The organism is Haloferax prahovense, assembly GCF_000723845.1.
GTDB classification, from domain to species: domain Archaea; phylum Halobacteriota; class Halobacteria; order Halobacteriales; family Haloferacaceae; genus Haloferax; species Haloferax prahovense.
Genome location: NZ_LK053000.1, coordinates 1 through 23,714, shown reverse-complemented (window position 1 = coordinate 23,714; position 23,714 = coordinate 1). Strand labels below are relative to the sequence as shown.

17 protein-coding genes, 2 tRNA genes and 3 rRNA genes are annotated in these 23,714 nt (G+C 65.2%); 9 read left to right on the top strand and 13 right to left on the bottom strand.

Going from position 1 to position 23,714, the window contains the following annotated elements; all coding sequences use genetic code 11:
* Window positions 1-84 precede the first annotated feature (84 nt).
* The 5 genes from fer (at window position 85) to BN984_RS00090 (ending at window position 4,467) form a co-directional block, all read left to right on the top strand.
* Window positions 85-849, top strand: coding sequence for a ferredoxin Fer (gene fer / locus BN984_RS00110; protein WP_049967369.1), 765 nt, complete (start codon window positions 85-87; stop codon window positions 847-849).
* Between the two features lie 113 nt (window positions 850-962).
* The gene (locus BN984_RS00105; RefSeq protein ID WP_049967368.1) at window positions 963-1,562 is read left to right on the top strand and encodes a TlpA family protein disulfide reductase; all 600 of its coding nucleotides are present in this window, start codon (window positions 963-965) and stop codon (window positions 1,560-1,562) included.
* On the top strand, window positions 1,556-2,383 hold the full coding sequence (locus BN984_RS00100; protein WP_008096680.1) for a hypothetical protein: 828 nt from the start codon (window positions 1,556-1,558) through the stop codon (window positions 2,381-2,383). The genes BN984_RS00105 and BN984_RS00100 overlap by 7 nt, the downstream gene beginning before the upstream one ends.
* A gap of 49 nt (window positions 2,384-2,432) precedes the next feature.
* A complete protein-coding gene (locus BN984_RS00095; protein ID WP_244877433.1) occupies window positions 2,433-3,935 on the top strand; it encodes a hypothetical protein in 1,503 nt (500 codons plus the stop codon).
* 58 nt (window positions 3,936-3,993) lie between these two features.
* Window positions 3,994-4,467 (top strand): FKBP-type peptidyl-prolyl cis-trans isomerase, encoded by a 474-nt coding sequence (locus BN984_RS00090; protein WP_008096684.1) that lies wholly within the window; start codon window positions 3,994-3,996, stop codon window positions 4,465-4,467.
* 86 nt (window positions 4,468-4,553) lie between these two features.
* Here BN984_RS00090 and BN984_RS00085 read toward each other — a convergent pair whose 3' ends face one another.
* From BN984_RS00085 to BN984_RS00055, 7 genes are all read right to left on the bottom strand, one after another.
* Window positions 4,554-5,402 carry an ABC transporter ATP-binding protein gene (locus tag BN984_RS00085; protein WP_394325021.1) on the bottom strand — a complete coding sequence of 283 codons (849 nt, stop codon included), beginning with the start codon at window positions 5,400-5,402 and terminating at the stop codon, window positions 4,554-4,556.
* A gap of 32 nt (window positions 5,403-5,434) precedes the next feature.
* The gene (locus BN984_RS00080; protein ID WP_004976520.1) at window positions 5,435-6,550 is read right to left on the bottom strand and encodes a FecCD family ABC transporter permease; all 1,116 of its coding nucleotides are present in this window, start codon (window positions 6,548-6,550) and stop codon (window positions 5,435-5,437) included.
* On the bottom strand, window positions 6,547-7,560 hold the full coding sequence (locus tag BN984_RS00075) for an FAD-dependent oxidoreductase (protein ID WP_049967365.1): 1,014 nt from the start codon (window positions 7,558-7,560) through the stop codon (window positions 6,547-6,549). Before BN984_RS00075 ends, BN984_RS00080 begins: the two co-directional genes overlap by 4 nt.
* A 247-nt stretch (window positions 7,561-7,807) precedes the next feature.
* A complete protein-coding gene (locus BN984_RS00070; RefSeq protein ID WP_008096692.1) occupies window positions 7,808-8,344 on the bottom strand; it encodes a DoxX family membrane protein in 537 nt (178 codons plus the stop codon).
* A 225-nt stretch (window positions 8,345-8,569) separates the two neighbouring features.
* Window positions 8,570-8,929 (bottom strand): hypothetical protein, encoded by a 360-nt coding sequence (locus BN984_RS00065; protein WP_004976525.1) that lies wholly within the window; start codon window positions 8,927-8,929, stop codon window positions 8,570-8,572.
* Between the two features lie 110 nt (window positions 8,930-9,039).
* Window positions 9,040-9,222 (bottom strand): hypothetical protein, encoded by a 183-nt coding sequence (locus BN984_RS00060; protein WP_004976527.1) that lies wholly within the window; start codon window positions 9,220-9,222, stop codon window positions 9,040-9,042.
* A 112-nt stretch (window positions 9,223-9,334) separates the two neighbouring features.
* Window positions 9,335-9,532 (bottom strand): CopZ family metallochaperone, encoded by a 198-nt coding sequence (locus tag BN984_RS00055; RefSeq protein WP_004976528.1) that lies wholly within the window; start codon window positions 9,530-9,532, stop codon window positions 9,335-9,337.
* 132 nt (window positions 9,533-9,664) lie between these two features.
* Between BN984_RS00055 and BN984_RS00050 the strand changes: the two genes are divergently transcribed.
* The 3 genes from BN984_RS00050 to BN984_RS00040 all read left to right on the top strand — a co-directional run bounded on the left by BN984_RS00050 (window position 9,665) and on the right by BN984_RS00040 (window position 13,265).
* Window positions 9,665-10,264 (top strand): AsnC family transcriptional regulator, encoded by a 600-nt coding sequence (locus tag BN984_RS00050; protein WP_049913686.1) that lies wholly within the window; start codon window positions 9,665-9,667, stop codon window positions 10,262-10,264.
* 141 nt (window positions 10,265-10,405) lie between these two features.
* On the top strand, window positions 10,406-12,988 hold the full coding sequence (locus BN984_RS00045; protein WP_008096698.1) for a heavy metal translocating P-type ATPase: 2,583 nt from the start codon (window positions 10,406-10,408) through the stop codon (window positions 12,986-12,988).
* Window positions 12,989-13,037: 49 nt separating this feature from the next.
* A complete protein-coding gene (locus BN984_RS00040; RefSeq protein ID WP_049913687.1) occupies window positions 13,038-13,265 on the top strand; it encodes a hypothetical protein in 228 nt (75 codons plus the stop codon).
* 12 nt (window positions 13,266-13,277) lie between these two features.
* Here the strand turns inward: BN984_RS00040 and BN984_RS00035 are convergent, their stop codons facing one another.
* A complete protein-coding gene (locus tag BN984_RS00035; protein ID WP_049967364.1) occupies window positions 13,278-14,132 on the bottom strand; it encodes a hypothetical protein in 855 nt (284 codons plus the stop codon).
* Between the two features lie 216 nt (window positions 14,133-14,348).
* Between BN984_RS00035 and BN984_RS00030 the strand changes: the two genes are divergently transcribed.
* Window positions 14,349-17,900: a tetratricopeptide repeat protein gene (locus BN984_RS00030; RefSeq protein ID WP_233517273.1), complete on the top strand. Its 3,552-nt coding sequence runs from the start codon at window positions 14,349-14,351 to the stop codon at window positions 17,898-17,900.
* A gap of 63 nt (window positions 17,901-17,963) precedes the next feature.
* Here the strand turns inward: BN984_RS00030 and BN984_RS00025 are convergent.
* From BN984_RS00025 to BN984_RS00005, 5 genes are all read right to left on the bottom strand, one after another.
* Window positions 17,964-18,040: transfer RNA gene (locus BN984_RS00025), tRNA-Cys, on the bottom strand.
* Window positions 18,041-18,218: 178 nt separating this feature from the next.
* Window positions 18,219-18,340, bottom strand: a 5S ribosomal RNA gene (rrf, locus tag BN984_RS00020).
* Between the two features lie 113 nt (window positions 18,341-18,453).
* Window positions 18,454-21,366, bottom strand: a 23S ribosomal RNA gene (locus BN984_RS00015).
* 217 nt (window positions 21,367-21,583) lie between these two features.
* Window positions 21,584-21,655: transfer RNA gene (locus BN984_RS00010), tRNA-Ala, on the bottom strand.
* Between the two features lie 97 nt (window positions 21,656-21,752).
* A 16S ribosomal RNA gene (locus BN984_RS00005) occupies window positions 21,753-23,225 on the bottom strand.
* The 16S, 23S and 5S rRNA genes sit together here with 2 tRNA genes alongside, the layout of an rRNA operon.
* Window positions 23,226-23,714: the final 489 nt, after the last annotated feature.

Genomic DNA, 23,714 nt, shown 5'->3' with positions numbered 1-23,714 from the left:
GCCTTGCCTCGATTCGAGGACTAAACCACGACGAGACGGCCGGCGGCCGTGGATTTATGCTCGCGAGTTCCTACTAGCCCCGATGTGGACTCCCCGTTCGAGACGCTCGGCATCGACCCGGACGCAGACGAGGACGAACTCGTCGACGCGTACCGTCGGCGGGTGAAATCGGCCCACCCCGACCACGGCGGGTCGGCCGAGGAATTTCAGGCGGTTCGGACGGCCTACGAGGCGATTCGAGCCGGCTATGAACCCGGCGACGAACTCGAACCCGTCGAGACGGACGGCCGTCGCCCGGCCGACGAGGGGGCGAGCCGAAACGGACAGCACGACGTCGGCACCGCCCGAAACGGCGAGACGGGCGACGGGACCGGCGGCGCGGGTTCCGATACCGGGCCCGACCCGGAACCCGAACCCGAACGACGCGGGGCGCGGGTCGAGTTCCTCGACTACGACGTGCTCACCGACCGCGGCTGGTCGCTCGCCGACGATGACCTCTTCGAGAAGGCCGCCGAAAGCGGCCTCGACGGCGACGCCTACGGCGAGGTGTTCGTCGAGCCGCGGACCAACCTCCTGAAGGCCGCCGAGGACGCGGGCCACAGTTGGCCCTTCGCCTGTCGCGGCGGTGCCTGCGCGAACTGCGCGGTGGCGGTCGTCGAAGGCGACGTGAAGATGCCCTCGAACCACATCCTCTCGGAGGAGATGCTGGAACAGGGCGTCCGGCTGTCGTGTATCAGCCTCCCGGTGACCGACGACCTACAGGTCGTCTACAACATCGAACACCTCCCCGGCCTCGACGAACTTCGGCTCCCCCCGCAGCACGCCCGGAAGATGAGCGCGGGCGACTGACCGGAGACCGGCGGCTGGCCCGTCCGACGTGCGCCCCGGCGCGACCTCGGGGTTGTGCGTCACCCGCGCCCCAACGCGGCCGAATTAAGCTCCGATAGCGACCCTACAACGATATGAAAGGAACGCCGACGCGGAGAGACGTCCTTCGGCTCGCGGGCGCGGGCGCCGTGGCGGGAACGGTCGGGCTGGCTGGTTGCCTCGGCGGAAGCGGCGGCGGAACTGTCGACGCCGGGGGTGACGCGACGACGACGGGGGACGGGTCGACCGGAGCGTCGACCGACGAGGGCGCGTGGCGGACGACCGAACTCACTGACGTTCGCACCGGCGAGACGTTCACTATCGAGGGACTCCTCGACCGACCGATTCTCCTGGAGACGTTCGCGGTGTGGTGTTCGAACTGCCTGCGCCAACAGCGCGAGTTGGTCGAGTTTCACGAGGCCGTCGGCGACGACGTGCTGACGGTCGCGCTCGACATCGACCCCAACGAGGACGCCGAGAAGGTCAGGAAACACGCGGAGGACCACGGCTTCGACTGGCGCTACGCCGTCTCGCCCGAACCGGTCACGAAGACCCTCACCGCCGAGTTCGGCTCGTCGATGGCGAGCGCCCCGGTTGTGCCGATGGTCCGGCTCTGTCCCGACGGGAGCGCGACGCGGCTCAAGGACGGTCACAAGACGACCGCGTTCCTCCGCGAGCGGGTCGACGAGTGCTGACCGACCTCGCGCCACGGCTGTTCGAACTGTTCGTCCTCGGCGTCGGCACCCCGCTCACCGCGGCCTGCGCCCTCCCGCTGTATCCCGGCTTCCTCGCGTACCTCGCGCGGCAGAGTTCGCGGGCGAACGCGGAGTCGCCGTCACCAGCCGGCGGGACCGCCGACGGACGCGGTTCGAGAGGCCGCGGCGACGGGAACGGAGGCGAGGGTGAGGACGGAGACAGAGACGGAGACGGTGGCCTCCCGATAGCCGTCCTCGGCGGCCTCGTCACCGCCGGCGCGGTATCGTTCATGCTCGTCGTCGGCGTCGTGTTCTCGTTCCTCCTCGAACTGTCGCTCACGGCGGTCGTCGAGGTCGTCTCGCCGGCGGCCTTCGGCGTCCTCTTCGTCGTGAGCCTCGCGCTCCTCTTCGACGCGAAGGTGTTCGCGCGGCTCCCCACGGTCGAGCCGCCGGAGACGCGCCACCCGGCGCTGTCGGCGTTCGCCTACGGCTTTTTCTTCGGCGCAATCGTCCTGCCCTGCAACCCCGGCTTCATCGCCCTGTTCTTCGCGCGCGTCCCCGTGCTGTTCGACACCGCCGCCGAGAGCCTCCTCGGGTTCCTCGCGTTCGGCCTCGGCATCGGCGCGCCGCTTCTCGCCTTCGCCCTCGTCTCGGAGCGGTACAGCCGACGGGCGACCCGGTGGTTCGCCCGACACACCACCGCCATCAACCGCGTCACCGGCGCGGTCATGCTCGTCGTCAGCGCCTACTACCTGCTCGTCGTCTTCGACGTGCTCGGCGTCGCGCCCGTCCTCGAATCGCTCCTCGACGGGGTCGTCTGAGCCGGGAACTCGACCGGCGGAGACCGTCGCGAACCCCGGACCCGCAGAAGTGCCTATCACCGTCGGCCCCCTCTATCTAGAGAAGCACCAGATGAACGCCGACCAGCGAGCAGACCGGTACCGGACGGTCGTCGCCCGCCTCGAACGCCTCCCGACACGGGCGCGACTGGCCTTCGTTTCCGACCTCTGGGCCGCCCGCGGCTTCGAGACGCGCGTCGAGGCGGGGGTCGTCCGCGCCGAGCGCCGCGGCCGGTCGGTTCGGATTCGACCCGTCTTCGGCCGTCGGTCGAGAGCGTCGGCGGCGGCCGAGCGAGACACGGTCGGCGTGAGACACCTCGACGCCGGTGACATCGCCGAGGCACTCCTGTACGCCATCGACCGGCAGGACGCCGATGCGGTCTGTCGCCGCCAGTTCGGCGCGTCGCTCGACGACCTCCGGCCGCCGCTCCGGATGCGCGCCCGGCGGAGGGTCCGACGGCTCGGGGACCGAACCGCCGCGGTCGGCCGCGACGCCGCCCGGGGAATCACTGCGCTCTTCGTCGTCGTCGCCGTCGTGAGCGGGGCGGCTGTCGCCCTCGACCTCGTTCCCTCGCCGCTCGATGGGTCGATGCAGTCCGCCGGAGTCGGGACGGGCGGGGCCGGTGAGTCGGGACCGCCGACGGCCACGCCCGAGCGCGACGACGCGGCGGCGGAGGAACCGTCGGAAACCGCGGCGACCGAGACCGCCTCCGGGTCGGAACCGCGGAACGCCGGCGCGCCGGGACTCGGGAGCGGCCAGCGCCCCGGGCCGGTCGAACCCATCGAACCCGGCGAGTTGGAGCGCGTACCGGGTGTCGGGCCGGACGGCATCGAGAACCTGACCGCTCTCAGCGCGGCCCACGAGCGCGCGCTGGCCGACGAGTCCTACACGCTGTGGGTCGACATCTACCGACCCGAGGGCGCGGGCCCGAACTCGACGCGGAGACAGTACGACACCGACATCGCCGTCGCCGGAGAGCGGTACGTTATCGCCGAAACCGTCGAGTCGGGCCGCGAGCGGACCCGACTGGAGACGGTCTACTACGACGGGGACGCGTGGTACGTCGCCGAGACCGAAGACGGGGTCGAGCGGACCCGGCGGGTCGACGGCAACACCACCGCGCCGCCGGTGCAGTTCGAGCCACGGGGGTTGAACCGCGGGCTCGTCCGCCAGTACCTCGACACGCGGGCGACGAACGTGACCGGGAAAGTGACCGACGAGAACGTCACGTACTACCGAATCGAGGGGAGTCAACGTCCGGCCATCGGCGGCGTCGAACCGGTCCAGGACTACCAGTTCGTCGCTCACGTGGACGAGCAGGGGTTCGTCGCCGACGCGACGGCGACCTACGCGCTCGTCTCCGACGAGGGGTTCTACTGGGTGCGCTTCGAGTGGACCTACGGCCGCGTCGGCGAGACGACTGTGACGCCCCCGGCGTGGGTCGAGGGCGTCGAAAACGGGACCGTAGCTGGGATGGCGACGACAGCCGACAGCAACAGGCCGCCGGCGCTTCGGACGCACGCCTCGCAGTAAACCCCCGGCGGGATGCCTCGATGACGACTTTTATGCGCGTCCTCCGCCGAGCCCCGCTATGGCAATCGAGTCGGGAGACCGAGTCGCGCTCGCGTACGTCGGACGCTTCGAAGACGGGACCGTCTTCAACACCTCGCGGTACGAGGTCGCGGTCGAACACGGCCTGTACGAGGCCCAGGAGAAGGACCGCGACGACTACGCCCCCCAGACGTTCGTCGTCGGCGCGGGGCAGATTATTCCGGGGCTCGACGAGGCCGTCGTCGGGATGTCGGCCGGCGAGGAGGCCTCCGTGACGGTCCCGCCGGAAGACGCCTACGGCGAGTTCGATCCCGACCGGATTCGGACCTACGACCCCGAGACGTTCGAGGGGATGGTCGGCGAGACGCCCGAGGTCGGCCTGCACGTCCACGCCGAAAACGGGCTCCACGGCGACGTCACCGCCGTCCGCGACGACGCCGTCGAGGTTGACTTCAACCACGAACTCGCGGGGAAGACGCTCGTCTTCGACATCGAAATCGTCGCCGTCCAGTAGACGGTCGCGGCCGGTCGGAGCAGCTGTGACGGGGCGATAGAACGGAACGGGAACGGAAGTGAGCGTCGAGAAGGAGCGCCGAGCCGCTACAGCGAGTGCTTGGGGACGATTTCCGGGTCGGGCGTGTAGTTGACCGCGGCCTCGACGCGGAACACGTCGGCGAGGAGTTCCTCGGTGACGACCTCGCGCGGCGGGCCCCAGTCGTACAGTTCGCCGTCCTGCATGGCGACGAGGTAGTCGGCGAAGCGCGCCGCCTGCGCGATGTCGTGGAGGACGACCGCGACCGTGACGCCGCGTTCCTCGTTGAGTTGGCGGACCGTCTCCAGCACGCGGAGCTGGTGGTGCAAGTCGAGGTACGTCGTCGGCTCGTCGAGGAGGAGCACGTCGGTGTCCTGTGCGAGCACCATCGCAATCCACGCCAGTTGACTCTGTCCGCCCGAGAGGTTGCCGATTTGCTTGTCGCGGATGTGCTCGACGCCCGCGAGGTCGATGGCGCGTTCGACCGCGTCGTGGTCGTCGTCGCTGACCTGCTCGAAGAAGCTCCGGTGGGGGTACCGGCCGTGGTAGACGAGGTCCTCGACGGTGAGCGACGTGGGCGAGTCGTGTTGCTGAGAGAGCAGTCCCAGCTCGCGCGCGAACGCCTTGTCGTCGTACTCGGTGATGGACTTCCCGTCGAGATAGACGTTCCCGGTGTCGGGCGAGAGCTGTTTGGCGAGCGACTTCAGGAGCGTGCTCTTGCCGGAGCCGTTCGGTCCGACGAGCGCCGTGATTTCGCCGCGCGGGATGTCGATTCGGTCACACTCGACGACCGGCTCCTCGCTCGTCGGATACGACAGTTCGAGTGCGTCACCGGTGAGCGCGCTCTCGCGTGTCGAGCCGTCTTCGACGCTCGCGCGTCCGTCCGTGGTCGCGTCCGTTTCGCCGTGTTGTACCATCTGTTGGGAGTCTCCTGATTGCTGTTCGGACATCACACTTCACCGATGTTCTGCTGTTTGCGCATGAGGTAGAGGAAGTACGGCCCGCCGACGAGGCCCGTGACGACCCCGACCGGGAGCTGAATCGGGTTGAGCGCGAGGCGCGCGCCCACGTCGGCGGCGACCATCAGTGCCGGGCCGGCGAACAGACAGCCGACGACGAGGCGCTTGTAGTCGCTGCCGACCACGTTCCGGACCAAGTGCGGGACGACGAGTCCGACGAAGCCGACGATGCCGGCGACGGCGATGCTCGCCGCGGCCGCGAGGACCGCGACGCCCGAGAGGGCGAATCGGACCTTCTCGATGGACATCCCGAGCGAGCGGGCGGTCTGTTCGCCCAGAAGCAGGACGTTGAGCTGTCGGGAGCTCCCGAGCGCGAGGCCGATAGCGATAATCGACCACGGGAGGGCCATGCGAACCTGCTCCCAGTCGGTTCCGGTGAGCGAGCCGGTCGTCCACGCGATGGCGGACTGGACGACGCCGATGTCGTCGACGAAGAAGAACAGCCCCGTCTGGAGGCTCTGGAAGACGGTGCCGACGATGACGCCCGCGAGGACGAGCCTGACCGGCGAGGTGCCGTTCTTCCACGCGATGAGGTAGACGAGGACGAACGCGAACATCCCGCCGAGCGCCGCCAGAAGCGGGAGGTACGCCGCGAGCCCCGAGAAGACGACGAGCGTGAGGAGGATGAGCAGTCCGGCCCCCGACGAGACGCCGAGGATGAACGGGCTGGCCAGTTCGTTCCGGGTGACCGCCTGGAAAATCGCGCCCGAGATTGCGAGGTTCGCGCCGACGAGAGCGGCGACGAACACCCGCGGGAGCCGGATGTTCCAGACGATGAGCGTCCGCCGACTGAGGTCTGGGAGTTCGCCGCCGAGGAGGAACACCTGCCAGACCTGCGGGTCGAAGATGACCGCGGGGTCGAAGACGGCGCGCCACGCCTCGCCGATGGTCATCGAGAACGCGCCGAAGCTGACCTGCACGAGGCCGCCGGCCACGACGACCACGAGGCTGGCGAGACAAAGCGACACGAGCGAGCCGTCTATCCAGCCGAACAGCCGGTTCAGCACCGACCCCGAGGACTGTTCTGTCGACGTCGTCCCGCTCACTGCTCGGCACCTCCGAGTTCGCGTCCGTCGAGGGAGTCCGCGAGCGCCTCGTCAGGGAGCGCGTCGAGGACGCGTTCGGTGCCGATCGCCTCGACGAGTCGACGGATGCCGCGGGGTTCGGCGGTCTCGACCTCGTGGTCGGTCCGGCGGGTGTCGAACGCCCGGTCGATGTAGGACTCGCGGAGTTCCGCGAGGCGCTCGTCGTCGAGGTCGGCGTCGTCCGGGACCTCGCTTTCGAACCACTCGCGCCAGCGGTCGCGGTCGCCCCACTCGCCCTGGAACTCGGTGTCGGCGCGGAGCCAGTCGTAGTGGGCCGCGAGGTCGCCGGGGAAGCCGCGTTCGCGCCGGCGGTCCTCGATGAGACACCGGGCGACGTGGCCGCCCTGTCCGGCGGCGATACCGACCTGCGCGTTCCGCTCGCCCGACGGGGCGGCGACGTACAGCCCCTCGACCGGGGTCCGCCCGTCGTCGTCGGCGTAGTCGGAATCGAAGTGCTCGTGGACCTCGCCGTGGTGGTCGTGTTCCTCGAACATCGCGTCCTCGTCGTCGAGGCCGCGGAGGTAGTCGCCGTCGTACCACGCGGCGGCGACGACGTAGTCGGCTTCGACCCGGCGGCCGTCCTGCGTACGGACGACGAAGCGCCGGGCGTCGGCGTCGAACACGCTCGACTTGGTCTCGCTCGCGTCCGCGTTCTCGTCGGCGTCACTCGCGTTTCCACCCGCATCGTCGCCCGGTCGCTCGACCGAGACGACCATGTCCGCGACGTAGTCCGCGCCGACCTCCGCGACGTGTTCGTGCATGAGCGCGGTGAAGGTGTCGACGCCGATACCAGCGGGGAAGCCGAGGTAGTTTTCGAGGTACGCACACCGGCGGAAGGCGGCGTTGCCCCGGTCGAAAACGACGGTATCGAGGCCGTATCGCGCGGTGAAGACGGCCGCGGCGCACCCCGAGGGACCGCCGCCGACGACGACCACGTCCGTCGAGTCGGGTTCGGTGCCTTGGTCGGTCACGGCTCAGACCGCCCCCGTGAGAACAGCCCGTCGAAACGCGTGGTCGAAGCCGGCTCCGTCTTCGTTCATACGTTTTAGGCGTCCCTAATACAATAAACCACTTTCGGATTTTAGGGACTCCTAAATCCACCGACACGCGGAGAACGGCCCGCAAAGCGGCTGGCGCACGCGAATCAGCGGTAACGACGTCCGAGAGAAAGGCCGGCAGACTGCCGGACGAACGCGGCCCAGCGTGGCCGAAATCCCCTCAGCCGAGGAGGTACCGGAGCTTCGGTCGCTGCCGGACGAACTCTATCTCCTCGAGGTACGCGTCGAGGCCGAGGATGCGGCCCGCCGCGAGCGCGCCGACGACGAGGAACAGCACGAGCCCCAGCAGGTCGCCGTTGACCAGCCCGTGTCCCCAGTCGGCGTTGCCGAGGTAGAAGAACGTCATGAGGAACGTCCCCCCGGCGGCGGCGAGTCGGACGGCAGCCCCGGTGATGAGCGCGAACCCGATGAGCGTCTCGCCCAGCGGGACCATGAAGTTCGTGAACTCGAGCATCCACGGCGTCTGGCCGACCCACGCGAGGAACGCGTGGACCGGGCCGGGCGCGCCGGTGGTGCCGTTCACGAGCCAGCCGCCCGCGTTAAACGGCTCGGCGGCGAGGTACTTCGTCACCCCCGCGTGGAGGAACCAATACCCCGTGACCAGTCGGGCGAACACGAGGACGTAGCCGGTGACGCCCTCGGCGTAGTCGAACTCCATCCGGTTCCCCAGCATCTCGATTTCGCCGGTTGCGGCCATCGTCTGTCACCTCACATGTGAAGCGTGGGCCGCCGGGAGATTATAAACCCGGACCGATTTTCGAATCCTCGGAAACTGGGAATCGGCGGGCCGTCCACGTCGATTCGAACCGGTACCCTCGGCGGGCGCGGACGCGAAGATACGTCTCGACGCGGTGTCGTGGGTTCCACCGGTCACGCGGCCGACGGCCGCCGTCGTCGGGCGAGACTGACCCGGCCCCCCGACTCACTCGGGCGTGATGACGACCCCGTCGTCGTCGGCGTGGTCCATCGCCACCTCGTGTCGCGTGTGGCGGGCGTGGGTGCGGGCCCATCGACGGGCGCTGGCCTCGGAGAGGAACTGCTCGCCGTCGGGACACTGTCGGCAGCTAACGACCCACGGCGAGACGTCGTCCGGGAAGTGTCCGGTGTGGCGACGGTGGTCGAGCGCGAACTGCTCGACCGACTGGTTGCCGAGCTGTAGCTCGTCCAGTTCGTACGAGAGGTCCCACTCCTCGCCGCACCGCGAACACGAGACGGTCGGCGTATCGTCTATCGGGGCCGTCGGAGAGTGCGTGCGAAAGTCGTCGTCGCTCGGTGGAGACACAGGCGGGATTGGGACCGCGGCCTCTTGTAACCGCCTGCCCCCGAAGTGAAAGACAATCTGTTGATAAATTCCCGTGGAATCGGCCGGGCGAGGCTCCCGGTCGCCGACCCTCACTCCGCGTTCGACGCCCAGTCTCTGACCAGCGCGACGGCGAAAACCGTCAGAAGGGCGGCGATGCCGGCGTTCCGCGCGAAGTCGCCGGTGTCGCCGGCGGCGAGTCGGACGACGCCGAGCGCGAGGAGGAGTCCGATGACGAGCGCGAACAGGACGGCCGCCCACGACCGCGCGTGCATGGTCGGGGGTAGCGGGTCGCCGGTGAAAACCGTTCAGGTCGGCGCATCGAACCGGTACCCCCAGTCGTGACACCCAGTTCTCCCCGCCGTCCGGGTCGGGCGCGTCTCGGATTCAGGCGCTCGCGTCGTAGCCCGCCTCTTCGACGGCCGCGACGAGGGCGTCGGTGTCGGCGTCGCCCTCGACGGTCGCCCGCTCCGCCTCGCGGTCGGCGGTCGCGTCCTCGACGCCGTCGACGCCGGCGAGGGCGTCGGCGACGCGCTGTTCGCAGTGTTCGCAGGTCATCCCGGTGACGGTGAGCGTGGTCGACATGCGGTTCGAGATAGGAGCTTCCCGATTTAGTGGATTTCCCTTTCGTCGGGTCGACAAACTCCCGACGTTAACTTTCGATTCGAAAGCCAAACGCGAGGAACACCTATGACATCGTGGTACCAACTGAGTCGCATGCGCGCGCTCGACGAAACAGACCTCCACATCCTCGAACTCCTCGCCGAAGACGCCCGCCGACCCTTCAGCGACATCTCCGCCGAAGTCGGCCTCTCCGCGCCGGCGGTCTCCGACCGTATCGACCGCCTCCGCGAGGAGGGCATCATTCGCCGATTCACCGTCGACCTCGACCAGTCGACGCTCTCGGGGGGGACGCCCGTACTCGTCAGACTCACCGTCCGCCCGGAGTTCGTCGACGAGGTCCGCGACGCCCTCCGAGCGGCAGACCCGGTCCACCACCTGTTCGTCGCGGCGGACGGCGAAGTGACCGTCCACGCCCGGCTCGACGGGGACTCCGTCCGCGCCCAGTTGGACGAGCTCGTGGACCTCTCGCGGGTCCGCGACTACGAGGTGAGCCTCGTGGAATCCGCCGAGTGGACGCCGACGGTCAACGGAACCGGCTTCGCCCTCGAGTGCGCCGAGTGCGGCAACACGGTGACGAGCGAGGGCGAGAGCGCCCGCATCGGCGGGACGCTCTACCACTTCTGCTGTTCGTCCTGTCTCGGCCGGTTCGAAGACCGGTACGACCGCCTCGAAGCCGGCGCGAACGATGATTGACCGGGCGGGCGACGAGTGGGTGGCGTGAGCGGCGACTGAGCCTCGAAGCCAGCGGTTTCGAATCCAAAGTTCGGCCCCTCGATGACGCTCGGTTCTGAAGGGACAATCGAGGTAAGAGAGGGGCACGTACGTATAGATGAGATGAGTAGCCGAACGGCCCACTTAGACATCCGCGGAATGAGTTGCGCGAACTGCTCGCGCACCGTCGGCGAGGCGTTGGAGTCGCTCGACGGCGTGGCGAGCGCCAGCGTCAACTTCGCCACCGACGAGGGTTCCGTGGAGTACGACCCCGAGGAGGTATCGCTCGGCGAGATATACGACGCCGTCGAGGACGCCGGCTACGAGGCGCTCTCGGAGACCCGGACCATCGGCATCACCGGGATGAGCTGTGCGAACTGCGCCGACGCGAACCGGAAGTCGCTGGAGTCGGTTCCGGGCGTCGTCGCCGCCGAGGTCAACTTCGCCACCGACGAGGCGCACGTCACCTACAACCCCGCCGACGCGAGCCTCGACGACATGTACCGGGCGGTCGAAGCGGCCGGCTACACGCCCGTCCGCGAAGACGCCGGCGACGAGGAGGGTGCGGAAGACGCCCGCGACGCCGCCCGCAACGAGGAGATTCGCCGACAGAAGCGCCTGACGTTGTTCGGCGCGGCGCTGTCGCTGCCGCTCCTCGGGATGCTCGCGGTCGAACTGTTCGGCGGCGGCCTCCCCGAGACGATTCCCGGCACGGGCGTCCCCATGGGCTGGGTCGGCTTCGCGTTCGCCACGCCGGTGCAGGTCTACCTCGGCCGCGAGTTCTACGAGAACTCCTACACGGCGCTCGTCCGGAACCGCACCGCCAACATGGACGTGCTCATCGCCATGGGGTCTTCGACGGCGTACCTCTACTCCGTCGCCGTCCTCGTCGGCCTCCTCGCCGGCAGCCTCTACTTCGACACCGCCGCGCTCATCTTGGTGTTCATCACGCTCGGGAACTATCTCGAAGCCCGCTCGAAGGGACAGGCGTCGGAGGCGCTCCGAACGCTCCTCGAACTCGAAGCCGACACCGCGACGCTCGTCGACGACGACGGGACCGAACGCGAGGTCCCCCTCGACGAGGTCGAGGTCGGTGACCGCATGAAGGTCCGTCCCGGCGAGAAGATTCCGACCGACGGCGTCGTCGTCGACGGCGACTCCGCGGTCGACGAGTCCATGGTCACCGGCGAGTCCGTCCCCGTCTCGAAGGCCGAAGGCGACGAGGTCGTCGGCTCGACGGTGAACCAAAACGGCGTCCTCGTGGTCGAGGCGACCAAGGTCGGTTCCGAGACCGCAATCCAGCAGATCGTCTCGCTCGTCAAGGAGGCGCAGGGCCGCCAACCCGAGATTCAGAACCTCGCCGACCGCATCTCGGCGTACTTCGTGCCCGCGGTCATCGCCAACGCCCTCCTGTGGGGCGTCGTCTGGTTCCTCTTCCCCGAGGCGCTCGCGGGCTTCATCCGGTCGCTCCCGGTCTGGGGGCTCGTCGCGGGCGGCCCCGTCGCCGCGGGCGGCGCGGTCTCGACGTTCGAGTTCGCCGTCGTCGTCTTCGCGTCGGCCGTGCTCATCGCCTGCCCCTGCGCGCTCGGCCTCGCCACCCCGGCCGCGACGATGGTCGGGACGGCAATCGGCGCGCGAAACGGCGTCCTGTTCAAGGGCGGCGACGTGCTCGAACGCGTCAAAGACGTGGAGACGGTCGTCTTCGACAAGACCGGCACGCTCACCAAAGGCGAGATGACGCTGACCGACGTGGTCGCCGTCGGCCCCGCCGCCGACGGCTCCGGCGTCGTCACCGCCGACGACGAGACGCTCGACGAGGACGCGGTGCTCCGGTACGCCGCCTCGGCCGAGCGCAACAGCGAACACCCGCTGGCCCGCGCCATCGTCGCCGGCGCGGAAGGCCGCGGCCTCGACCTCGCCGACCCGGAGGACTTCGAGAACGTCCCCGGTCACGGGATTCGCGCGACCGTCGACGGGAAAACCGTCCTCGTCGGTAACCGCAAATTCCTCTCGGACGCGGGTGTCGACCCCGCCCCCGCCGAGGACGCGCTCCAGGACCTCGAACGCGAGGGGAAGACCGCGATGCTCGTCGCGGTCGACGGCGACCTCGCGGGCGTCGTCGCCGACGCGGACGAAATCAAGGAGTCGGCCGCGGAGGCCGTCGCCGCGCTCCGCGACCGTGGCGCGACCGTCCACATGATTACCGGCGACAACGAGCGGACCGCCCGCGCCGTCGCCGAACAGGTCGGCATCGACCCCGAGAACGTCAGCGCCGGCGTCCTCCCCGAGGACAAGGCCGACGCCGTCGAGTCCCTGCAGGCCGACGGAACGAGAGTCATGATGGTCGGCGACGGCGTCAACGACGCGCCCGCGCTCGCCGCCGCGTACGTCGGCACGGCGCTCGGCTCGGGAACCGACGTCGCCATCGAGGCGGCCGACGTGACGCTCATGCGCGACGACCCGCTCGACGTGGTGAAGGCCATCCGCATCTCCGCCGGGACGCTCGCGAAAATCAAACAGAACCTGTTCTGGGCGCTCGGCTACAACACCGCGATGATTCCGCTCGCGTCGCTCGGCCTCCTCCAGCCAGTGTTCGCCGCGGGCGCGATGGCGCTGTCGTCAGTGTCCGTCCTCACGAACAGTCTCCTATTCCGGGCCTACACGCCGGACCACGACTACCGCTTCCTCGACTTCCTCCGGCGGTAGTCCGTTTCGCCGTCTCGCTTTTGTCCTCGCGCGGCGATTCTCTCAGGGTATGTCCACTCGAACCCCCGCGCGGACGGAGCCGTGGCTCTTGGTCGCCGTCGGCGCGTTCCTCGTTCTCGTCGGCCTCGGAACGCTCGCGAGCGCCCCGTGGCGCTACGCGGCCGGCGGGTCGGTCGTCGCGGTCGCCGCGCTCCAGATAGTCGGGTCGCTGTCGGCGGTCGTCATCGGTGCCGGAGCCGCGTGGCTCGGGGCGGTCGGAGCGCGCGAAAAACGGTGACGGACGGGGCGTTCAGTACCGCGACGGGAGGAACGCCATGCCGATGAGGAGAATGACCGTGGTGAACGAGACGATGGCGATGCCCCAGAGGCCGTTTTCGGTCTCGTGGAAGCTGTCGATTTCGGACAGTTGTGCCTGGTAGCTGTCGTAGTTCTGCGTCAGGACGAGCGTCTCGCCGTCCGGGAAGTACGCGAGGTACTGCTGTCCCGAGAGGGTCAGATTCGCCTCGTTTTCGACGGTGACGGTGTTCTCCTCGGACGCGAACCACTCGAGGGTCACGCCGGAGGTCTCGACCGCGTCGACGGTGACGGACTGGTTGTTGTAGTCGAAGGAGTCACCTTCGGCGACGGTGCGCGTCTCGTTCGCCGGGAAGTACTCGTCGACCGAGACGAGCGTCGAATCGTTGACGACGACGTAGCGCTCGCCGTCACGGGTGACGGTCTCGTTGTCGGCGTTCGAGTCGGCTTGGAGGATTGCGGTCTCGTTGTACAGTTCGACCAGCGTCGCCTCGGTGGGGTCGGAGACGTTGGCGATTTCGACACGGTAGTCCGTGCCGTCGAGCGTGACGGTGCTCTCGTTGTCCCACGTCTCGGTGAAGCGAGCGGAGTCGTTCACGTAGGTGAGTTCACCAGAGCGGACCAGCGTGGTGCCACCACCGTGACCGCCCGACTCCTCCTCTTCGGTTATCGACGACACTGTGTACGCCTGGTCGCTATCGGGGATGGAGAACTCGTCCCCCTGTGCCAGCGAGTACTCGGGGTTCTCGAAACTGACCGACGGCGTCGATGCAGTCGCGATAAGTGAGTATGCACCGGCACCGATGACCAGGAAGAACACGACGGAGATGACCGCGGCGCGTCGTTGCATGGTTTCGGCATGGGCCACGCGGCGTATAACGATTACTTTTCCTCGGAGCGTGTCACCGCGTCGCGCGACTGCCGGCGGCGACTCCCGCCCCCAATACGACGGTGCAGACGAACAGTCGAAGCTGTGGATTGACAAGGGTTTTTGAAACTATTGGCCGAACCTCCCGCCAATGAGATACCGACCAGTCGTTCGACGGAGCCGAACCGGGAGTTGGTCGTGACGCGCGACGACGACCTCGTCACAGAACAGTTGGAACTCGCCGCCGATCGGTTCGACTTCCTCAACGCGCTGGACGGTACGCGCCTCGACAAGCGAGACTTGACCGAGGCGCTGCCGTACTCCCGCTCGACGGTCGACCGCGCGATACGCGACCTGACCGCCGCGGGGTTCGTCGTCGACGACGGCGACTACACCACGTCGCTGAAGGGCGGACAGTTCATCTCCCTGTTTCGTTCCACCCGCGACGCCGCCGCCGACGTGCTCGAACTCGACTCGTTCGTCGCCGGAGCGGCCGCCGACTACCCGCTTCCGGTCGAGGCCGTCGTCGGGGCCGACGAACTGCGGACCGACCCGCGCGTCTCACACCCGTTCGATGCGCTCGGAAACAGGCTCAAAGCGACGACCAACGGGACGTTCGTCCTCCCGTACCTGCCGAGTCAGACGTTCGTCGACCGGTGTACGACCTGGCTCGTCGACGGGCACTCCTGTCGGTTCGTCGCGCCCGACTCCGTCGTCACCGCTATCTGGCGGGCGTACCCGGCGTTTCTCGAAACCGTACAGACCGTCCCGGACTGCGAGCTTCGGGTCGGCGAGGTTCCCCCGTTCGCCATCGCGCAGACGACGCTCGACGGGACGCCCCACGCGATGGTGGTCGCCTACGACGACGACGCGCGCGCCCGCTGCGTCATCGAGAATACGAGCGAGCGCGCCGTGGCGTGGGCCCGGAGCCGCGTGCAGTCGATTTGGGAAGCCGCGAGCCCGTTCGACCTCAACGGAAACGCCGACGGCGATGCTCCCGAAACCGAAGCCGACATCGCGGACGCCAAAGCGGGCGATGCGGACGGTAAAGCGACGACGGCTGGTCCCCGGAGCGTAACTGACGACCGCGGTGGGAGTGCAGCGATTCGCGGCCCGGCGCTCTCCACGGTGCTGCGGTCGCAAGGGTTCGCCCGACTCGCTCCGGCGTACTTCGACCGCGTCGGCGTCTCGCCGCCGCTGGCGTGTTGGCGCGCCGGTTTCGACCTCGGCGAGGTCCGCGCCGGTTACGCGCTCGACCGCGAACGCCCGACCGAAGACGGACGCGAGAACGTGACTGACGACCTGTTCTCCCGTCTCCGCTCGGGTACCGACCACGTCGTGACGGGTCCGCCCGGCGCGGGAAAGAGCACGGTCTGTATGTCCGTCGCGTGCCGGTGGTACGACCACGAGCAGGGTACCGTCCTCTACCGGAAGTCCGGCCAGCACGACCCGTTTACCTCCGCGGCGCACCTCGGGTCGTACCTCGCCGAAGCCAGCGGGCACGTCCTCGTCGTCGTCGAGGACGCGACCCGGACCGAGGCGAACAGCATCTTCGAACTCGTCCGCGAGTTCGACGACGACGACCGCGTGACGTTCCTCCTCGACAGTCGGGAAAGCGAGTGGCGCGACGACTCGCTCCGCGGCACCGCTCGCCTCGAATTCCACCGGAGACAATCGATAGACGTGGTCCCCGTTCCCGTCGTCGACGCCCGCGAGCGGGCCAGACTTGTCGAGCACTTCGAGGCGACCGTCGGAACGAACGTCGATATCGACCCCGAGGAACTCACCCCGAACGAGGGCGGAGACCTCGAACCAGGAGAGATGTATCTCTTTTTGCATCGACTCGCCCGGCACGCCGAGCCGGCAGCCGGAGGGAACGCCGCCCCGACGAGCCTCCTCGACGACATCGATTCCGTCTACGCCGACCTCGAACGCGTCGACGAGCGACTCGGCATCGACGTCGGCGTTCTCGTGAATCTCCTGAACGCCTCGGGCATCGGCGTCTCGCCGCCGCTCGCGTACGCGCTCACCGAGTCGAAGCGCGACGAATCGGTCGTCGAAGAAGCGCTCGACGCGCTCGAACGGACCGTCCTCTACTCCGCGTTCGGCGACGACGAGTCCGACGGCGAGCGGGTTCGCGCGGTCCACGAGACGTGGTCCGCTCGTTTCCTCCAGCGGCTGCTCGACCTCGAATCCGAGCGTCGCGCCCGCCGCCGGTTCGAGCGATGTCTCGACGCGCTCTGCTCGCTCGTCGACGACGGCGACGCGCGCCGGACCGTCCAATCGGTGTTCGGCGGCACCGCCGATATCGTTCGCACTATCGAGAGCGACCCCGCGACGTGGGGAGAACGACTCGTCCGTAGCGTGTTCGAACTCGGCGTCAACACGCCGACGCTCTCCGAGCTGTACGCCGAGACCGACTACTCTGACGTCGACGTGCCGCGGGCCTGCGACGGCACGCTCCGACTCGACGTTCGTCGGTGGCGCGCCCGCATGTTCGTCAACGGGGGCGAACTTGAACGCGCCAAACGAGAGTTCGAGTCGCTCGCGTCGCTCGACGACGAGCGCCTCGACGAGACGGCACTGGTCCGCGCGCGCGCCGACGGCTTTGCCGGACTCTCCGAGGTCGGACGCTACCGCGGTTCGTTCGAGCCCGCCCGCGAATACGCACAGGAGGCCCTCGAACGATTCAGTCGAATCGACGACGAGGTGGGCCGCAGCGACGTGTTGAACGCACTAGGTGGTATCGAGGCACAGACCGACAATCCGGAGGCCGCGAAAGTCTACTACCAGCGAGCGCTCGGACTCCGCCGCGACCTCGAAGACGATACGAAAGTTGCGAGCACGCTCGCGAACCTCGGACTCGTCGAGATAACGCTCCGAGAGTTCGAGTCAGCCGCAGCGCACGCCCGTACGAGTCTCCAGATTCGCCGCGAGATTCAGTATCCGTGGGGGGAAGCGCTGAGCCTCGCCGTTCTCAGCCGTATCGAACTCGAAAACGGGACGCTCGACGAAGCGGAGCGATACGCCCGACTCGCGCTCGACATCCGCGTCGAAATCGGCGACTCCATCGGCATCGCGTCGACATCGAACAACCTCGGAAAGATAGCGTTCGACCGCGGCGCGCTCGAGGACGCGCGCGAGCGCTACGAATCGCTTCTCGACGACGTCGAGGACCCGGAGTTCGATTGGATTCGAAGGGACGTGTACTACGGTCTCGCCCAAACGCTCTCTGAACTCGGTGAACCGGAGACCGCCATCGAATACGCCGAACGCGCCATCGACCTCCTCGAAGAAAACGAGTCGAAGCGGACCGAACTCCAGACAGTCCGCGCTCGAACCCTCCTGGACAGCGGCGATCTCGACGACGCGCGAACGGTCGCAGAACGCGCCCACGAACGAGCGTCCGGACTCGGCGACGAGCCGAGGACGCTCGCGAGCGTGACGCTCGGAGAGGTGTACGTGCGGTCGGGAGAGACTGACGACGGGATTTCCCTGCTCAGAACTGCAATCGAATCCGCCCCGACGGCAGCCCTCGAAGGCCGGTGTCGCCGACAGTACGCTACGGCGCTCTGTGAGACCGGAGACGTTTCCGATTCACTCGCCGAATTACGACGCGCTGCAGCGTGCTTTTCCTCTGTCGAAGCCGGGGTTCGAGCGCGGAAGACTGCACTTGACGCCCTCGAACTCGCACACGAACTGGGCGACGCCGACGCGGTCAGCGCGCTCGAACAGCGGCTCGTACGATAGCGTCGTCAGTCGCTGCTTCGATACCGAGACGCGTCGCTCGCGAGAGTTGCGTTCGAAGAGAAAAGCCAAGGGCCGGATTTGAACCGGCGGGGGTTCCGCTCTGCAGGCGGATGCGTTGGGCCGAACTCTGCCACCTTGGCGCAGTTACTGGTATCCCTGTCTTGTGCTTAAGCCTGACGGTGTGCGACCTGAGTCGGGCGTTTTCGCTGTCTCGACCGAGAGAGCAGTCGCTGTCTGTGCGGTGTGCGAGCGAGCGATTGCCGCTCGCTATAAATGAAAAAAGCCCACTGGACCGAAGTCCAGTGGGCTCTGTATGAGTGGGGGCGGCGAACTGGATTTCCCAGAGGATCGCTCACTCCAGTACTGACCAGAACGCAGGTGAGCTTAACTGCCGTGTTCGGGATGGGTACGGGTGGAACCTCACCGCTCTGGCCGCCTTAATGCCGACCAACGGAATCGAACCGTTGTCATACCAATATCGGACGGGCCGTCTTACCAATGTGTTCGTGCAATCCAGTTTGCGCCTGGACCCGTTCTCGGGTCTCAGTGCGTATGAATGTGGCTTGGTCTGTTAGTGCTCGCGGGCTTAACAACTCGTTGCCTCGTTGCGTACACCCCGAGTCTATCGAACTCGTCTTCTACGAGTGACCTCAGTGGAACTTCTTTTCCGTGTAGGTTTCGAGCTTAGATGCGTTCAGCTCTTACCCCGTGGTGCGTAGCTGCCCGGCATCTGCCCTCTCGGACAACCGGTACACCAGTGGCACCCATTCGTAGTTCCTCTCGTACTATACGAACGTTCACGTCAAGTTCCTTAACACCCCCAATAGATAGCAGCCGACCTGTCTCACGACGGTCTAAACCCAGCTCACGACCTCCTTTAATAGGCGAACAACCTCACCCTTGCCTGCTTCTGCACAGGCAGGATGGAGGGAACCGACATCGAGGTAGCAAGCCACCCGGTCGATATGTGCTCTTGCGGGTGACGACTCTGTTATCCCTAAGGTAGCTTTTCTGTCATCTACGGGTCCCATGAATGAACCTCGTAGGTTCGCTAGACCACGCTTTCGCGTCAGCGACACTCGTTGGGAATGTCACTGTCAGACTTCCGTTTGCTCTTGCGCTCTTCCACGAGTTTCCGACTCGCGTGAGGAAATCTTTGGGCGCGCTCGATATCTTTTCGAGCGCGTACCGCCCCAGTCAAACTGCCCGGCTACCGGTGTCCTCCGCCAGGAGTGAGAGTCGCAGTCACTAACGGGTAGTATTTCAATGTTGCCTCGGTGGCCCGCTGGCGCGGGTACCTGTGTAACGGCTCCTACCTATGCTGCACATTAGCGACCACGTCTCAGCGACAGCCTGCAGTAAAGCTCTATAGGGTCTTCGCTTCCCCTTGGGGGTCTCCAGACTCCGCACTGGAACGTACTGTTCACCGGGCCCAACGTTGGGACAGTGACGCTCTCGTTGATCCATTCATGCAAGCCGCTACTGAAGCGGCAAGGTACTACGCTACCTTAAGAGGGTCATAGTTACCCCCGCCGTTGACGGGTCCTTCGTCCTATTGTACTAGGTGTTCAGATACCCGCACTGGGCAGGATTCAGTGACCGTACGAGTCCTTGCGGATTTGCGGTCACCTATGTTGTTACTAGACAGTCGGAGCGTCCGAGTCACTGCGACCTGCTCGGTCAAGAGCAGGCATCCCTTATCGCGAACTTACGGGACTAACTTGCCGAATTCCCTAACGTCGGTTGATCCCGACAGGCCTTGGCTTGCTCTGCCAGCGCACCTGTGTCGGATCTCGGTACGAGCTTCTTGCTTGTCTTTTCACGGGCTCTAGGTACCGCCGAATTTCTCTATCTCACCATTCGTTCGCTTCGTGCCGTTACGGCTTCCACGAATTTCGGTGATTCGACGGGGCGAAGGCCCCGCTCGGTGTTTCCTAAAGCGTCGACGTTTGTTGCAAGAAGGTACTGGAATATTAACCAGTTTCCCTTTCATCTAATTCGAATTACGGTTAGACTTAGGATCGACTAACCCTCGGCTGATTGACAGTGCCGAGGAACCCTTGCGCGTAAGGCCGTCGGGGTTCACACCCGACTCTCGCTGCTACTGAGACCATGATTTTCGTTGCTGCACGGTCCACACGAGTTCTCACCCGTGCTTCCACCCATGCAGTATGCCAACCTACGGAATCGTGTCATAAGACACGCCGCCAGGTCTCGGAGGTGGATTTGAGTCCCGATCATTTTCGACGCCTCGAACCTCGGCCGGTAAGCTGTTACGCTATTCTTAGAGGGTAGCTGCTTCTAAGCTCACCTCCCGGCTGTTTAGGGCTCGAGACAATCTTCAATCACACTTAATCCACACTTTGGGTCCTTAACCTGGCTCTGGGTTGTCTCCCTCACGGTGCACAAGCTTACCCCGCACACCGGACTCCCTGAGTCTACGACGTTCGTAAGTTCGGAGTTTGACAGGGAAGCGAACTCCTCTCGGAGTCCGGATTCCCAATCGGTCGCTCTACCTCACGAACTATCTCATCAGAGGTCATGCTTCGACATGTTTCGGTTGGAACCAGCTGTTGCCAAGTTCGATGGGCCTTTCACCCCTACACCAGAGTCACGAGAGGGTATTGTAGGACACCAACTCTAACGGGCCTCCACGCAGCTTTCGCCACGCTTCGCCCTGCTCCGGCGTAGATCACTTGGTTTCGGGTCGCATCCGGTTGGCTCCCCGCCCTTGAAGACGGTGGCCCTGGTCAAAGACTGCGGCCGTATCGGTTTCCCTATGCCTCCGGGGGTTCACCCCTTAGACTCGCCAGTCAGATGCACTCCATGGTTCGTTTTTCAAAACGCACGACGTAACATCGGCTTCACTCAAGTCATACTACGGGATCGCTCCCAGTTCTTTCGTCGAGTGACCTTGTATGCCACGTCGCTCTATCGCCAACTGATTTCAAGCCCTATTGCACCGCCCTTTTCGGGGTGCTTTTCAGCGTTCGCTCACGCTACTTGTTCGCTATCGGTCTCGAGGAGTGTTTAGTCTTCGCAGTTGATGCCTGCGAAATTCACGAGGGATATCCAACCCCCGCTATTCTGGAACAACCCCGGGATCTGGTTCTTATGTTACGGGGTTTTCACCCTGTATCACGCTCCGTTCCAGGAGACTTCACATAAGATCCAGGTCCGTTATGGGTAGTCCGTACACCACATTGCCCGAAGGCTTCGGTTTGGACTGTATCGCGTTTACTCGCCGTTACTAACGACATCGCGGATTGCTTTCTTTTCCTGTTCCTACTAAGATGTTTCAATTCGGAACGTTCCCCATTGCGCAAGGCAATTGCGTGGGGATTCCCATTCGGAGATCCTCAGTTCTTTCCCTCCATGCGGGTCCCTGAGGCTTATCGCAGCTTGGCACGTCCGTCATCGGCTCTCGAGCCGAGCTATCCACCAGCTGGCACAGTAGCCAGTTGATATAGTCACTGTGACCCGGAGAACGGGTCCAGTGGACGCCTGGATTGCACGTACACACGGTTTCATCAAATCCCCTCGGTGACGACCCGAGGCGAATTTTCGACCCTTCCCAACCTCGCTTGCGCGGGATGGTGCATCTGTCGTCAGTATCCATTCATTCGAAACGTCTTGCCACACTTAAGGGGCACGATCGTTTCGGAGTGGAGTACTGCTTACCATGGACCCACAGGGATTCGAACCCTGGGCATCCTCCTTGCAAAGGAGGCACTCTACCACTGAGCTATGGGCCCGTGTTAGCCCTAGTAGTTCTAAGGTGTCCGAACGGGTGTCATTAGTGAACTCGGAAGATCGCGTGTGAGCCACCCCGTCGGGGTGGTCTCGGTCGTTAGGAGGTGATCCAGCCGCAGATTCCCCTACGGCTACCTTGTTACGACTTAAGCCCCCTTGCGAAGCCCAGATTCGACCACCGTGTGGTGGCCTCATCCGGACCTCACTCGGGTGCTTTGACGGGCGGTGTGTGCAAGGAGCAGGGACGTATTCACCGCACTCTATTGAAATGCGATTACTACCGAATCCAGCTTCATGAGGGCGAGTTTCAGCCCTCAATCCGAACTACGATCGAGTTTAGGAGATTAGCGTTCTCTTTCGAGATAGCAACCCATTGTCTCGACCATTGTAGCCCGCGTGTAGCCCAGCTCATTCGGGGCATACTGACCTACCGTTGCCCGTTCCTTCCTCCGCTTTAGCAGCGGCAGTCCTTCTAATGTACCCAGCCAGTCGAAACTGCTGCTGGCAATTAGAAGTGCGGGTCTCGCTCGTTGCCTGACTTAACAGGACGCCTCACGGTACGAGCTGACGGCGGCCATGCACCTCCTCTCTATAGCGTCGTGATAAGGTCATCAACCTGATCGTCATCACTATAGTCGGAGCTGGTGAGATGTCCGGCGTTGAGTCCAATTAAACCGCAGGCTCCTCCGGTTGTAGTGCTCCCCCGCCAATTCCTTTAAGTTTCATCCTTGCGGACGTACTTCCCAGGCGGCTCGCTTCTCGGCTTCCCTACGGCACAACACAGGCTCGTAGCCTGTGTCACACCTAGCGAGCATCGTTTACAGCTAGGACTACCCGGGTATCTAATCCGGTTCGAGACCCTAGCTTTCGTCCCTCACCGTCGGATCCGTCTTCTCGAGGTGCTTTCGCCATCGGTGGTCCGTCCAGGATTACGGGATTTCACTCCTACCCCGGACGTACCCCTCGAGCCTTCCGGTCCCAAGCCACGTGGTTTTCACCGGACGCCCGCCAGTTGAGCTGGCGGATTTCCCGATGAACCTTCGTGGCCGGCTACGGACGCTTTAGGCCCAATAATATCGGTCATCACTTGAGCTGCCGGTATTACCGCGGCGGCTGGCACCGGTCTTGCCCAGCTCTTATTCCTCGACCGCCTTACAGTCGAGAAAAGCGAGGACTATATGCCCTCGCACTTGGGGTCCCCTTATCGCACTTGCGTGCAGTGTAAAGGTTTCGCGCCTGCTGCGCCCCGTAGGGCCCGGAATCTTGTCTCAGATTCCGTCTCCGGGCTCTTGCTCTCACAACCCGTACCGATTATCGGCACGGTGGGCCGTTACCCCACCGTCTACCTAATCGGCCGCAGCCACATCCTACAGCGCCTGAGCGTTTCGGGGAGTCGGCATTCCAGCATGACTCCCGTATGAACTATTAGCCTCAGTTTCCCGAGGTTATCGTTCTCTGTAGGGTAGTTTGGCCACGTGTTACTGAGCTTTTCGCCACGAGTATGAACTCGTGCAACTAGCATGGCTAAATCGGACCCCAATAGCAATGACCTCCGGCAGGATCAACCGGAATGGGTCGCGACCATTTAAACCTGGTCGCGGGGTTTTGGCGGGTGAATGGCAGCGATATGCTGTCAAATCACCGTTCAAAGGTCCGAGTTCGTATGACATCCGTTCGGATGTCACCGAACTACTAGGGCTAACATCAGATACCGTCTTGCGGCGTACCGCAGGGGCGGAATCCTCATTTCCTTCGGACCTGAACCGAGGCGATTCGTGGGTATAAACCCTTCGAACCTCCGTGGGTTCTGGTCCGGTGAGGCAGGACGCGTTGAATCGCCCTGCAATCGCGGTGTGTCGTTCGCATTCATCCGAAATGCCTTGGACCACTTAAGGCCGTCGTATCGTGGCGGCCCCCGGGAAGGTGTGTCATCCCGGTGAGCGCCTGACGACCTTGGGGTCGGGGCGTTCGGTGGAAGCTTTCGGGGGGAGTACCCCCGTGCGCTTCTTCGCATTAATCCGAATGCCGGGGATACATTTAACCCCGTTGATTTAGTGGCTC

What these genes read in the sequence shown, in the direction of transcription:
- BN984_RS00105 (WP_049967368.1), top strand. Translation starts at nt 963, where the DNA reads ATGAAAGGAACGCCGACGCGGAGAGACGTCCTTCGGCTCGCGGGCGCG.
- BN984_RS00090 (WP_008096684.1), top strand. Translation starts at nt 3,994, where the DNA reads ATGGCAATCGAGTCGGGAGACCGAGTCGCGCTCGCGTACGTCGGACGC.
- BN984_RS00085 (WP_394325021.1), bottom strand. Translation starts at nt 5,402, where the DNA reads ATGGTACAACACGGCGAAACGGACGCGACCACGGACGGACGCGCGAGC.
- BN984_RS00070 (WP_008096692.1), bottom strand. Translation starts at nt 8,344, where the DNA reads ATGGCCGCAACCGGCGAAATCGAGATGCTGGGGAACCGGATGGAGTTC.
- BN984_RS00060 (WP_004976527.1), bottom strand. Translation starts at nt 9,222, where the DNA reads ATGCACGCGCGGTCGTGGGCGGCCGTCCTGTTCGCGCTCGTCATCGGA.
- BN984_RS00055 (WP_004976528.1), bottom strand. Translation starts at nt 9,532, where the DNA reads ATGTCGACCACGCTCACCGTCACCGGGATGACCTGCGAACACTGCGAA.
- BN984_RS00050 (WP_049913686.1), top strand. Translation starts at nt 9,665, where the DNA reads ATGCGCGCGCTCGACGAAACAGACCTCCACATCCTCGAACTCCTCGCC.
- BN984_RS00045 (WP_008096698.1), top strand. Translation starts at nt 10,406, where the DNA reads ATGAGTAGCCGAACGGCCCACTTAGACATCCGCGGAATGAGTTGCGCG.
- BN984_RS00040 (WP_049913687.1), top strand. Translation starts at nt 13,038, where the DNA reads ATGTCCACTCGAACCCCCGCGCGGACGGAGCCGTGGCTCTTGGTCGCC.
- BN984_RS00035 (WP_049967364.1), bottom strand. Translation starts at nt 14,132, where the DNA reads ATGCAACGACGCGCCGCGGTCATCTCCGTCGTGTTCTTCCTGGTCATC.